Below are 12,422 nucleotides of genomic sequence, written 5' to 3'. Positions count from 1 at the left end.
CTTTCAGATAGTCGGCGTCGTCGGCGGCGGTGCGGCCAATCCGGCCTGGACAGCGATCCGGCAGCGCAAGCTTGGCGTCGCTCTCGTGCTGGCTCTTTCGGAGGAGGCTGCTGCCGGCACGGCGCGGCTGGCGCTGATGGGCGCAAGCGGAGCGGGGCTTTTATGACGACCAAGGCAATTCAACACCTCGATGGCATCGCCGCGCTGATCGACCGCTATCAGGTGTTCCTGCTCGACCAGTTTGGTGTGCTGCACGACGGCACCAGCGCCTATCCAGGTGCTGTCGAAGCCTTGTCGGCACTCAAGCGCGCCGGCAAGACCATCGTGCTGATCTCGAATTCCGGCAAGCGGGCGCAACCCAATGAGCGCCGCCTGCTGAAGCTCGGCTTCGAACCGGGAAGCTGGGATCACTTTGTCTCCTCCGGCGAGGTGGCCTGGCGCTCCTTCCATCAAATGGCGGCATCCGGAGCCCTGCGCCCGCAGACAAAATGCCTGCTGATCCGCCGCGACAATGACCGTTCGGCTGTCGACGGCCTGCCCTTCATCCTGGCCAAGGACGGCGACGATGCAGAACTGGTGCTGATTTCCGCCAGCGAGGGCGATCGCTACGACCTCGACCATTATCGCCGGCTTCTTGGTCCGGCGGCGGCGCGCCGGGTGCCATGCTTCTGCACCAACCCCGACAAGATCATGCTGACTGCCGTCGGCCCTCGCTTCGGCGCCGGCCGGCTCGCCGATCTCTATGAGAGCCTCGGCGGCAGCGTGGCGCGCATTGGCAAGCCCAATCCGCAGATATTCGAGGCAGCGCTGGCACTGGCGGGCCACCCGGAGCGCGACAACGTGGTCTGCGTCGGCGACAGCGTCGAGCACGACATCGCCGGCGGCAACGGCGTCGGCGTCGCGACGACGCTGGTCCTGTCGGGCATATTGGCGGGGGTGCCTGACCTGGAGGACGTTTTCGCCACGCTGAACGCCCGTCCCGACTACATCGCAGATAGCTTCAGGTTTCGCTGAGTTGTTAAGGCGAGACAAAGCTAATCGAGTTTGAAACGCCCTATCACCGGCACATGGTCCGAGGGCCGTTCCCAGCCGCGCGCCGGCCGCAGGATTTCATAGCCGGCAAAATGCGGCACCAGGTTTGGCGACGACCAGATATGGTCGAGGCGGCGGCCGCGATTTGAGGCCTGCCAATCCTGGGCGCGATAGCTCCACCAGGTGTAGAGTTTCTCCTCGAATGGCACATTGAGCCGCATCAGGTCGATCCAGTCGCCGGCGAGCCGCATTGCCTCGAAATTTTCCGTCTCGACCGGCGTATGGCTGACGACGTTGAGGAGCTGCTTGTGCGACCAGACATCGTGCTCGAGCGGCGCGATGTTGAGATCGCCGACCAGGATCGAGCCGGAAACCTCGTCATGTTCGGCGCGGACGGCGTTCATCTCGGCAACAAAATCGAGCTTGTGCTTGAACTTGCGGTTGACGGTCGGGTCGGGCTCGTCGCCGCCGGCCGGAACGTAGAAATTATGCAGCAGGATCGTCTTACCGCCGGCCTTGACGGTGACCGACAGATGCCGGCTGTCGTCGATGTCGCAGAAGCGGCGCTTTTCGACGATCTCGATCGGACGGCGCGCTATGGTCGCAACGCCGTGATAGCCCTTCTGGCCATGGAAGGCGATGTGCTCGTAGCCGAGCTTGCGGAACGCCTTCTCCGGAAACAATTCGTCCGGAACCTTGGTTTCCTGCAGGCAGAGCACGTCCGGCGCCTGCTCGACCAGCAGGCGCTCGACGATCGGCATACGCAGCCGGACGGAGTTGATGTTCCAGGTAGCGACGGAAAACGGCATGTGGGGTTCCGGACAACGCAAGATCCGCCGGATGGCTCCGACGGAAGTCAATCGCGGAAACTACTGCCAGCCGCGCACCGCAAAAACAAGCCGGCCGCACCAACGCGGAAAGCCATCCCGCAGCAGTAGAAAGTTACCGCGTCTTGGTGTTCAGCTCCCGGTTGGCCGTATAGTCGATGGCGAAGGTGTCGGGGGCGAAGCTGACGCCCTCCTTGGTGTTGAAGATCATCACCGTTGTGTCCTTGCCTTGCGCATCGGTGATGGTCCACTGCCGCAATTCATAGGATTTCGGATCGAACATCATGGTGATCTTCGAATTGCCGAACACCGATTTGTCGGCAAGCTGGATAGTGGTGAGATCGTTTTCTTCCTTGACGCTTCTGACGCGTCCGCCCGAGAGATCGATCTTGTCGTCGAGCAGCAGCTTCAGCGGCGTCTTCGACAGCGGGTAGAGATCGGAGGTCCGCAGCTTCTTGTTGAGGATGACCACCGACTTGCCGTCGGATATCACCCTGAAATTCGAGGCGCCGTCATAATTGAAGCGGATCTTGCCCGGCCGTTCCAGAAAGAACTTGCCGCCGGTCTGCTCGCCCTTGGGTCCGAACTGCACGAACTCGCCGCTCATCGATTTGACCGAGGAGAAATGATCGGCGATCTTCTGCGCCGTCGCCGGAACCGCTGCTTGCGCCGACGCCAGCAGCTGGAAGCCGGGCACGACGTTGGCGGTTGCGGCACCGGCCAGGACCAGACCGAGGCCGAGCACCTGCCGGCGGGTTGGGGCGAAATCCCTGCTTGGGGCGAGAGTTGCGTTTTTCATGCCGGTCACCATCATCTGATTGCTTGCTCGTTATATTGGTCTGCCCCCCCAGTTGGGCTTAAGTTTGGCAGGCCGCACGGCGCCCATCCGTTGCAACGCGCCGAGAGGTTCAAAGTTGCCGGCGCGGATGCGCTCTAGAACTTGTCGTCCTCCGTCGGCACCAGGATTTCGCGTTTTCCGGCATGATTGGCCGGGCCGACAATGCCTTCCTTCTCCATCTTCTCAATGATCGAGGCGGCGCGGTTGTAGCCGATGCCGAGCCGGCGCTGGATGTAGCTGGTCGAGGCCTTGCCGTCGCGCAGCACCACCGCAACCGCCTGGTCGTAGGGATCGTCGGAATCCTCGAAATTACCGCCGTCGCCGCCGCCACTGCCCTTGCCCGTCGGCTCATCGTCATCCTTGTCGTCGTCCTCGGTGATGGCGTCGAGATATTCCGGCACGCCCTGCAGCTTCAGATGCGCGACGATCTTCTCCACCTCGTCGTCGGAGACGAAGGGACCGTGCACGCGCTGGATGCGGCCGCCGCCGGCCATGTAGAGCATGTCGCCCATGCCGAGCAGCTGTTCGGCGCCCTGCTCGCCCAGGATGGTGCGGCTGTCGATCTTCGACGTCACCTGGAACGAGATACGGGTCGGGAAATTCGCCTTGATGGTGCCGGTGATGACATCGACCGACGGCCGCTGCGTCGCCATGATGACATGGATGCCGGCGGCGCGCGCCATCTGCGCCAGGCGCTGCACCGCGCCTTCGATGTCCTTGCCGGCGACCATCATCAAATCGGCCATCTCGTCGATGATGACGACGATGTAGGGCATCGGCTCGAGGTCGAGGTTCTCCGTCTCGTAGATCGCTTCGCCGGTCTGGCGGTCGAAGCCGGTCTGCACGGTGCGCGAGATCCTTTCGCCTTTTTTCTCGGCCTGCTGCACACGCGCGTTGAAACCGTCGATGTTGCGGACGCCGACTTTGGACATCTTGCGGTAGCGGTCCTCCATCTCGCGCACAGTCCATTTCAGCGCCACCACCGCCTTCTTCGGATCGGTGACGACCGGCGTCAGAAGATGCGGAATGCCGTCATAGACCGAGAGCTCCAGCATCTTTGGATCGATCATGATCAACCGGCAGTCCTGCGGCGTCAGCCGGTAGAGCAGCGACAGGATCATGGTGTTGATGGCGACGGACTTGCCCGAGCCGGTGGTTCCGGCGACCAGTACGTGCGGCATTTTGGCGATGTCGACGATCACCGCCTCGCCATTGATGGTCTTGCCGAGCGCCAGCGCCAGCTTGGCCTTGGTGGTTTCGAAATCGCGGCTGGCCATGATCTCGCGCAAATAGACGGTCTCGCGCTTGGCGTTCGGCAGCTCGATGCCGATGGCGTTGCGGCCGGGCACCACGGCGACACGGCAGGCGATGGCGCTCATCGAGCGGGCGATGTCGTCGGACAGGCCGATGACCCGCGACGATTTGATGCCGGGCGCCGGTTCCAGCTCGTAGAGCGTGACGACCGGGCCTGGACGCACATGGATGATTTCGCCTTTGACGCCGAAATCCTCCAGCACGCCCTCGAGCAGGCGAGCGTTCTGCTCGAGGGCGTCCTTGGACAGGCTGGCGTCGCGCACCACGTTCTTCGGTTCCGACAGGAAGTGCAGCGACGGCATCTCGAATTTTTCCGAGCCGATCAGCGAAGTCTGCGCTTCGCGCTGGACCCGGGCGCCGGGTGCCGGCCGCGGCGCCGGCGCCTCGACGCGTGTCGCCGCGTCGGAGCGGAAGTTCTGCACCTTCGCCGTCGGCGCGGCGCGGCGTTGGCCGGCCGGCTCGGGCGCGAAATCCATGTCGTCATTGTCGTCGTTGTCGAAGACATCGGCATCGTCGGGGTCGATCGAGGCACTGCGGTCGTTGACCATTGCGGCGAAGAATTCCGGCTCGACGCGAGCGCGCCCGCCCGGGCTCATCCGCGCCTCGGCGAACTCGGCCGATTCGACCCTTTCGGCCGCCCGCCGCCAGGCGCTGGGGCGCGGCTCCATCTCCGGCTCGAAATCGTCGCGCTCGCGCCGGCGCGCGGCGCGGCGGCGCAGATAGGCGCGCAGCGACAGCCACCAGTGGGTGATCGCGCCAAGCGCCAATATGCCTTCGTCGCCCTCATCCTCTTCATTGTCGAAAAGCAGCTCGTCCTGCGGATCGGGCACGGCAGGCTGTTCGAGAACGGCGAAGCCGTTCTTGCGTGAAATCAGCGCCGAGCCATACAAGAATACCCACAGCGCCGGCGCTGCCAGGAGCACGGCGAGCACGCTGGCGACGAGGCCGGTCGGATAGCCGCCGATGACCAGGCCGGGAATGTTGAGCACCATATCGCCGAATACGCCGCCGAGGCCGGTCGGCAGCGGCCATGTCTTGGGCGGCACCACGCAGCCGGCAATTGCCGCGCCAAGCAGCGAAAACCCGAACCAGGCCAGCGCCCGTTTCGGCAGCCGGTCGACGCCGCGCGCAGTAAACAGCAGAAATCCCCAGATCACCGCCGGCACCAGCGCCGCAACGGCGGCAAGTCCGAAGAACTGCATGGCAATGTCGGAAAAGACGGCGCCGGCATAACCCATTGCATTGGTGACGATATTATCGGTGGCGTGCGAGAAGCTCGGATCGGCGACGTTCCAGGTGGCAAGGGCGGCGACGCCGAAGCCAACCAGAGCAAACAGCCCGGCACCGACCAGCCGGCCGACCTGGCGCCTCGCGAACGCCCGGATGCCGTGCCCCGTATCGGCCAGCGCAAGCGGTGCTGAAGCCCCTGAACGCATGCTCTTCCTCGTCTGTCGTTGCCCGGCCGGGTGCGGACGCGCAACACGGCAGATTCGGTTGTCAGACTAGCGGCGGGAAGGTTAAGGGCGCATTAACCATGGGCGATCTGCGTCTCAGGGACGATCGCAAGATGCCATGCCTGACTTCCCATTCGAACATGACGCTGTCCCTGCGACAGGTATTGGCTCGGCGACAATGGCGGGGCACGCGTGCCCGCCATTATCTGCATCGTGCTGACGAAACGATCCGGCCGCGGCCTGATCGAGATTGTCAGTTGGCGCCGCCGAGTGCCTGCCCATTGGCGCAGAATTCGGGCATGTGGCTTGCTCATCGCCGCATCGTTGCACCTTGATCAAGCGATCGTGATCGAGTCATCACGGCCGCCTGCGCACAAAAAAATGAGGCCCGGAAGGTTTCCGGGCCTCAAGGCGTGAGCCCTTTCGGGAGCATCACGACGGGATATTCCCGGCACCGGCAAAACACCGGTGCCAGCCAATTGCCTTAACCTTACGGCACCACTTCGCCGTGCTGGCTGATGTCGAGCCCTTCGACCTCTTCCTGGGTGGAAGGACGCAGGCCGACCAGCGCCTTGACGATGTAGAGGATCACGAAGCTCGCGATCGCCGTCCACAGGATGGTGAAGACGATACCGTAGAGCTGCTTGCCGACAGAGGCACCCGAGCCGAGGCTGTTGATGGCCGGATCGGCGAGCACGCCGGTGAGCAATGCGCCGATGATGCCGCCGATGCCGTGCACGCCGAATGCATCGAGCGAGTCGTCATAGCCGAACGCGTGCTTGAGCTTGACGGCCGAGACGTAGCACAGCACGCCGGCGACGATGCCGACGATGAAGGCGCCGGTCGGATTGACGAAGCCGGAAGCCGGTGTCACCGCAACCAGGCCGGCGACGGCGCCCGAGATGATGCCGAGAATGCTCGGCTTCTTGGCGACGATCCATTCGGCGAACATCCAGGCGAGCGCCGCAGCGGCAGCGGCAACCTGGGTGTTCAGCATCGCAGCACCGGCAAGGCCGTCGGCAGCCAGTTCCGAACCGGCGTTGAAGCCGAACCAGCCGACCCACAGCAGCGAAGCGCCGATGACGGAGTAGACGAGGTTGTGCGGCGCCATGTTGGTGGTGCCATAGCCTTCACGTTTGCCGAGAACCAGCGCGCAGACCAGGCCGGCAACACCGGCATTGATGTGAACGACCGTGCCGCCGGCGAAATCGAGAACGCCGGCTGTGCCGAGGAAGCCGCCGCCCCACACCCAGTGCGCGATCGGGGCGTAGACCACCAGCAGCCACGCGCCCATGAAGATGAGCAGCGCCGAGAACTTCATGCGTTCGGCGAAGGCGCCGGCAATCAGCGCCGGCGTGATGATGGCGAAGGTCATCTGGAACATCGAGAAGACGAACTCAGGGATGTTCGCCACCCCCGGCAGCCACAGCGACGAGGTGGTGATGCCGTTGTGGAAGAACTTCGAGAAGCCGCCGAGATAGGCATTCATGCCGCCGCCATCCGAGAAGGCCAGCGAATAGCCGAACATGAACCACAGCACCGTCACCAGGCAGGTGATGGCAAAGCTCTGCATGATGGTGGCGAGCACGTTCTTCTTGCGCACCATGCCGCCATAAAACAGCGCCAGGCCCGGTATGGTCATCATCAGCACCAGCGCCGTCGAGGTCAGCATCCAGGCGGTGTTGCCGGTGTCGAGCGCGGGCGCAGGGGCAGCCGGTGCTGCCGGAGCCGCTTCCTGCGCGAACGCAGCAACCGTGCCCAGTGCAGCGAGAGCGAGCGAGCCCAAAACGGCCGCGCGTCCCGTTATCTTCAAGGTGGAAGGTATATTCATTGAACTCTCCATTGGAATACGTATCCGCAGCTCAAAGCGCGTCGGTGTCTGTTTCGCCGGTGCGAATGCGCACCGCCTGGTCGATGCCGAAAACGAAGATCTTGCCGTCGCCGATCTGGCCGGTCTTGGCCGCCGCGGTGATGGCATCGACGGCCTTGTCGACCATGTCGACAGCGACCGCGACTTCGATCTTGATCTTCGGCAGGAAGCTGACCGCGTATTCCGCCCCGCGATAGATTTCCGTGTGCCCCTTCTGACGTCCGTAGCCTTTTACTTCGGTGACGGTCAGGCCCTGGATGCCGACTGCGGTGAGCGCCTCGCGCACCTCGTCGAGCTTGAACGGCTTTATGATTGCCATCACGATCTTCATAAGGTTTCACCCTTTGCTGTTGCGGGTCCCCGCGTTTGCACGACTTCGCCGATCCCCATGAGAGCCGGAGAGTGCCCGCTAGGATTCAAGCTCCGTGCCAATTGCCGAAGCAGGGTGTTAAGCTGTTGTTAAACAACGAAATCGGGAAGGTTTGTCGACGGCCTGTTCACAGGCGCGGCAGTGCATATGATTAAAAAATAGGCAAATTTCAAAAAATGCCTACTCCGCAGGCGGCCGCTTCAGCCGGATGAGTCCTTCTTGGGCAACCGAGGCGATCAACGTGCCGTCGCGGGCAAACAGCGAGCCGCGGGTAAAGCCTCGCGATCCTTGCGTCGACGGGCTGTCTTGCGTGTACAGCATCCAGTCGTCGAGCGGATGGCTGCGATGGAACCACATGGCGTGGTCGAGGCTCGCCGCCTGGATATCACGATCGAAAATGGCTCGGCCATGGGCAAAGGTCGAGGTGTCGAGCAGCGTCATGTCGGAGAGGTAAGCGAGCACGGCCGCCTGCGTGGCACGGTCGGCCGGCACCGGGCCGGTGGTGCGGATCCAGATGTTCTGCTTCGGCTCGAGCTTTTCCCGGCTGGTATAATGCTTCAGCATCACCGGCTTCATCTCGATCGGCCGGTCGCGCTCCCAATAGCGTTTGATGCCGTCGGGCACGGCTTCGCCGAACTTGCCCAGCAATTCGCGCTGCGACAGCAATGTGTCGGGCGCCGGCACGTCCTGCGGCATCGGCACCTGATGTTCGAGGCCGACCTCATCCTGCTGGAACGAGGCTTCCAGCGAAAAGATCGCCTGGCCGTGCTGGATCGCCACGACGCGGCGCGTGGTGAAGGAGCCGCCGTCGCGGATGCGGTCGACCTCGTAGATGATCGGCACCTTGGTGTCGCCCGGCCGCATGAAATAGCCATGCAGCGAATGCACGTGGCGCTCGGGCTCGACCGTTCGCTGCGCGGCGACCAGCGCCTGGGCGATGGTCTGGCCGCCGAAGATGCGCTGCCAATCGAGCTTGGGGCTGCGACCACGATACAGGTTGTGTTCCAGCTGCTCGAGGTCGAGAATGCCGAGAAGCTCGTCCATGGCTGCCGTCATCTTGACCTCGCCGCAAAATTACCATGGCGGTTTCCGACAGGAACAGCGGGCAGTCAAGGGCGGAATGCCCGGCGACAGTCAGGCTGCGAAAGGAATTGCCATGGTCGACAGCAAGAATTCGCTCGACGTTCTGGTCGCCGGTGCCGGTTATGTCGGCTTGGCCGTCGCCGTGTCGCTGAAGCAGGCGCGGCCGAGCCTCGCAGTCGCCGTCGTCGATGCCGCACCGGCCGGCGTCTGGCGGAAGGACGGCCGCGCCTCGGCGATTGCCGCCGCCGCTTGCCGCATGCTCGACCAGCTCGGCGTCTGGAACGAGATCGCGCCGGAGGCGCAGGCGATCACCGAAATGATCGTCACCGATTCGCGCACAACGGATCCGGTCCGCCCCGTGTTCCTCACCTTCGACGGCGAGGTCGCGCCCGGCGAACCGTTTGCGCACATGGTTGCCAACAAGGATTTGAACGGCGCCTTGCGCCGGCGTGCCGAACAACTCGGCATCGGCATCATCGAAGGCGTGGCGGTCAGCGCCTTCGATACCAACGGTGCCGGCACCACCGTGCATCTTGCCGACGGCGCGACGCTGAAGGCGCGGCTGCTGGTTGCCGCCGACGGCGTCAATTCGAAGCTGCGCGACATGGCCGGCATCAAGACGGTGAAATGGGAGTATGGCCAGTCCGGCATCGTCTGCACGGTGGCGCATGAGCGGCCGCACAACGGCCGCGCCGAAGAGCATTTCCTTCCCGCAGGCCCGTTTGCCACGCTGCCACTCAAGCCGGGCAAGGACGGCACCAACCGCTCGTCGATCGTCTGGGTCGAACGGTCGCAGGATGCCGAAAAACTGGTCAGTGGCGACACCCTGGTCCTGGAATATGAGCTCGAGCACCGCTTTGGCCTGAAACTCGGCGAAATCCATATCGCCGACAAGCCGCGTGCCTGGCCGCTCGGGCTGATCATTGCGCGCGCCTTCGTCGCGCCGCGCATCGCCTTGGCCGGCGACGCCGCCCACGGCATCCACCCGATCGCCGGCCAGGGTCTCAATCTCGGCTTCAAGGACGTGGCGGCGCTGGCGGAAGTGGTGGTCGAGGCCGACCGGCTCGGCCAGGACATCGGCGCGCTGGACGTGCTCGAGCGCTACCAGCAATGGCGGCGTTTCGACACGGTGCAGATGGGCATCACCACCGATGTGCTGAACCGGATGTTTTCCAACGATTTCGGCCCGCTGCGCACTTTGCGCGACGTCGGCCTCGGCCTCGTCGAGCGCATGCCGCGGCTGAAGGGGTTCTTCATCCGCCAGGCGTCCGGTCTGTCCGGCGACACGCCGCGGCTTTTAAAAGGGGAAGCCATCTAGCGCCCACAAAAGGTAGTAGAAAACCACAACAGCAATCAGGATGCCGAACATGAACCGCCCGGCCCTGGATTTCCTCAATCGGTCTTCAAAGAGCACGCCGATCAGATCGGCTACTTGCGCCACCACATAGGCCACTGCTTCCATTTGCACCCTGGATCTTCGACGTACTGGTCTTGATGTGGGTACGGCTCTCTTTCATTCAAAGGTGGACTGCATTGGCTTAGTTGACCTCGAAGCCCAGTTTCTGGCGCAGCCGCAGCATTCGCTGGTCGGAAATCTGCAGGCTTTGCCCGTCGGCTTCCGCCGCCCGGCTGACCATCTGCAGCAGATCGCTCCTTTCGGCCGCGTCGAGCCGTTCGCGCAGGAACGGCGCCAGCTTGTCGATGACGACCGTGGCGTCGTCGATTTGCGATGCCGCCCATTTGGCGTAGATCACCGCTTCATCGGTCTGCTTTTTGTCGGCAATCTCCGAGATCACCGATCGAATGGCAGCTTCGCGTTGCGGCAGAACAGGGCCGTGTTCCGAAATGATCGCGGTGATCAGCGTCGCGGCGGCCACGACCGGATCGTCGATCGCCGTCAGCGGCGAGAGCGCCGCCTGCTTGCGCAGTTTCTTGCGGCGGATATTGCCCTGGACGCGGCCAACGACGTCGGCAACCTCACGCGCCGCGTCGTTCATGGTCTTCAGCCTGTACCACCAGAACGCCGCTGCCCCCAGCAGGCCGATCGCAGCAATCAATATATGCATGCCCCAAGATCCCCCAATCTCAGGCGACGATAGGAGAAGTATTGCTTCGCTTCAACACGCAAAAGTTGCGTGCAACCAAGAAAACGACGGTCCGCCCGCGCCGTTGGCCGCCAACTGCCGAGACACCTTTATGACCCCGGCACGTTGTAGATCGCCCGCACCTCGATCGTGCCGATTTCGGCCAGCGGAATGCCGCCGGCGATCTCCAGCGCCTCGTCAAGGTCCTCGGCCTCGATCATGACGAAACCGAGCAACTGCTCCTTGGTTTCGGCGAAGGGGCCGTCGGTGACCAGCCGCTTGCCTCTGCGCCGGCGCACAGTCTTCGAGGTCTGCACCGATTGCAGCGCCTGCGCGATGATCAGGCGGCCGCTTTGCGCCACCGACCTGTCATAGGCCAGCGAATCGGCGTCGAGCTTGGCCATCCTCTCGGGCGTCATGGCGTAGAGGTCTTTTTCTTCACCGTAGACCAGGCAAACGTATTTCATCTTTACCTCCATTCCTGGGTTGGACCGTAGGACGAGGCGACGGAAACGTCAGCCGGACCTTTGGCCGCTGCATAATCGAGAAAGGACACCGCGATGCCGATGATGGCAATCGCCGCAAGCAGCCGGCCGAAGCCGGAAGGCGGCACGCGCGACCAGTCGGCTTGTTGTTCACCGGCCCTGTGGCTGGTGCTTGTCCGGTGAGCAGAAAACAGATTGTTCATGTGGTCCTCCATCCGGCCACCAATTTCATGGCCGCCCGCAGGACGGCCGGGACAGATGGAAGTCGACATTTTTGCACGCATATTTTTTTCGCGATTTTTTTCCCGAGCGATTTTGCCCGACCATGCTGCTGTCGATACGAAAGCGCGGGTGGCCTTCGCTCCCGCGCGCGCTATAGTCGACTGGATGCCGATCACGGGCTCAGCCACGACAATCAAGGAGGAATTGATGGACCGCACCGCCAACGCCGTTTGGAAAGGCAGTTTCAAGGAAGGCAAAGGCACACTCGAAACCCAGAGCGGGACGCTGAAAAGCACACCCTATTCGGCCAAGATGCGTTTCGAGGACGAGAGCGGCAAATCCGGCACCAACCCGGAAGAGCTGATCGCCGCCGCCCATGCCGGCTGCTACGCAATGCAGCTTTCGCATTTTCTCGCCGAGAACGGCACGCCGGCTGCCGAGCTCGACGCCAAGGCCGTGGTAACGCTGGTCCCCGGCACCGGCATCACCGGCAGCGCGATCACGCTGGTCGGCAAGGTGCCGGGCATCGATGCCGCCAAGTTCAAGGAATTGGCCGAGAAGGCCAAGGCCGAATGCCCGGTCTCGAAAGCGCTCGGCGCCATCAAAGTATCGCTCGACGCCAGGCTCGGGTGAGCCGCCAAACGAACGTCGGCGATCCTTCGCGCCCCCCTCTGCCCTGCCGGGCATCTCCCCCTCAAGTGGGGAGATTGGCAGTTTTGGCGACGGCTCTCGTCCTTCAACCTTGGTGATTGGCGAAAGTGGAGATGACAGCGCAATCTCCCCCTTGAGGGCAGGGGAATCGCATATGGCGATTTTGGGGTTGAGTTTAGGCTGAGAAAGGAT

The 12,422-nt window shown here is 63.2% G+C and carries 13 protein-coding genes and 1 pseudogene; 4 read left to right on the top strand and 10 right to left on the bottom strand.

From position 1 onward, the window contains the following. Together E5W70_RS26735 and E5W70_RS26730 are read left to right on the top strand one after the other, a co-directional pair. A pseudogene (locus E5W70_RS26735) lies at positions 1–166 on the top strand (carbohydrate kinase); the annotation flags it as partial. Continuing rightward, positions 163–1,014 carry a TIGR01459 family HAD-type hydrolase gene (locus tag E5W70_RS26730; protein ID WP_292664117.1) on the top strand — a complete coding sequence of 284 codons (852 nt, stop codon included), beginning with the start codon at positions 163–165 and terminating at the stop codon, positions 1,012–1,014. The pseudogene E5W70_RS26735 and the gene E5W70_RS26730, both read left to right, overlap by 4 nt. A gap of 20 nt (positions 1,015–1,034) precedes the next feature. Here E5W70_RS26730 and E5W70_RS26725 read toward each other — a convergent pair whose 3' ends face one another. The 6 genes from E5W70_RS26725 to tesB form a co-directional block, all read right to left on the bottom strand. Continuing rightward, positions 1,035–1,841 (bottom strand): exodeoxyribonuclease III, encoded by an 807-nt coding sequence (locus E5W70_RS26725; RefSeq protein WP_292664115.1) that lies wholly within the window; start codon positions 1,839–1,841, stop codon positions 1,035–1,037. A gap of 133 nt (positions 1,842–1,974) precedes the next feature. Then, positions 1,975–2,658 carry an outer membrane lipoprotein carrier protein LolA gene (locus E5W70_RS26720; protein ID WP_292664113.1) on the bottom strand — a complete coding sequence of 228 codons (684 nt, stop codon included), beginning with the start codon at positions 2,656–2,658 and terminating at the stop codon, positions 1,975–1,977. A 134-nt stretch (positions 2,659–2,792) separates the two neighbouring features. Beyond that, the gene (locus E5W70_RS26715; protein ID WP_292664111.1) at positions 2,793–5,447 is read right to left on the bottom strand and encodes a DNA translocase FtsK; all 2,655 of its coding nucleotides are present in this window, start codon (positions 5,445–5,447) and stop codon (positions 2,793–2,795) included. Between the two features lie 508 nt (positions 5,448–5,955). Continuing rightward, positions 5,956–7,278 carry an ammonium transporter gene (locus E5W70_RS26710; protein WP_292664120.1) on the bottom strand — a complete coding sequence of 441 codons (1,323 nt, stop codon included), beginning with the start codon at positions 7,276–7,278 and terminating at the stop codon, positions 5,956–5,958. A gap of 49 nt (positions 7,279–7,327) precedes the next feature. Next, complete coding sequence (locus E5W70_RS26705; RefSeq protein WP_292664109.1) at positions 7,328–7,666, bottom strand: P-II family nitrogen regulator; 339 nt, start codon at positions 7,664–7,666, stop codon at positions 7,328–7,330. Between the two features lie 219 nt (positions 7,667–7,885). Beyond that, the gene (gene tesB, locus E5W70_RS26700; RefSeq protein ID WP_031212697.1) at positions 7,886–8,761 is read right to left on the bottom strand and encodes an acyl-CoA thioesterase II; all 876 of its coding nucleotides are present in this window, start codon (positions 8,759–8,761) and stop codon (positions 7,886–7,888) included. A 100-nt stretch (positions 8,762–8,861) separates the two neighbouring features. On the opposite strand from tesB, the gene E5W70_RS26695 reads away from it, so the two are divergent. After that, positions 8,862–10,106 carry a ubiquinone biosynthesis hydroxylase gene (locus E5W70_RS26695; RefSeq protein WP_292664119.1) on the top strand — a complete coding sequence of 415 codons (1,245 nt, stop codon included), beginning with the start codon at positions 8,862–8,864 and terminating at the stop codon, positions 10,104–10,106. Here the strand turns inward: E5W70_RS26695 and E5W70_RS26690 are convergent. The 4 genes from E5W70_RS26690 to E5W70_RS26675 all read right to left on the bottom strand — a co-directional run bounded on the left by E5W70_RS26690 (position 10,086) and on the right by E5W70_RS26675 (position 11,797). Further along, a complete protein-coding gene (locus E5W70_RS26690) occupies positions 10,086–10,250 on the bottom strand; it encodes a hypothetical protein (protein ID WP_292664107.1) in 165 nt (54 codons plus the stop codon). The two genes, E5W70_RS26695 and E5W70_RS26690, sit on opposite strands and share 21 nt — an antisense overlap. A gap of 76 nt (positions 10,251–10,326) precedes the next feature. Continuing rightward, positions 10,327–10,854, bottom strand: coding sequence for a hypothetical protein (locus E5W70_RS26685; RefSeq protein ID WP_292664105.1), 528 nt, complete (start codon positions 10,852–10,854; stop codon positions 10,327–10,329). A gap of 128 nt (positions 10,855–10,982) precedes the next feature. Then, positions 10,983–11,339: a YciI family protein gene (locus E5W70_RS26680; RefSeq protein WP_292664103.1), complete on the bottom strand. Its 357-nt coding sequence runs from the start codon at positions 11,337–11,339 to the stop codon at positions 10,983–10,985. A gap of 2 nt (positions 11,340–11,341) precedes the next feature. After that, positions 11,342–11,797 carry a hypothetical protein gene (locus E5W70_RS26675; RefSeq protein ID WP_292664101.1) on the bottom strand — a complete coding sequence of 152 codons (456 nt, stop codon included), beginning with the start codon at positions 11,795–11,797 and terminating at the stop codon, positions 11,342–11,344. Between E5W70_RS26675 and E5W70_RS26670 the strand changes: the two genes are divergently transcribed. Further along, the gene (locus E5W70_RS26670) at positions 11,787–12,212 is read left to right on the top strand and encodes an OsmC family protein (RefSeq protein ID WP_292664099.1); all 426 of its coding nucleotides are present in this window, start codon (positions 11,787–11,789) and stop codon (positions 12,210–12,212) included. The two genes, E5W70_RS26675 and E5W70_RS26670, sit on opposite strands and share 11 nt — an antisense overlap. Positions 12,213–12,422: the final 210 nt, after the last annotated feature.

The sequence above is a fragment of the Mesorhizobium sp. genome (genome assembly GCF_005063415.1).
Lineage (GTDB): Bacteria > Pseudomonadota > Alphaproteobacteria > Rhizobiales > Rhizobiaceae > Mesorhizobium.
Note: the sequence above shows the minus strand (reverse complement) of the source record. Positions and strands in the feature narration are given on the sequence as shown.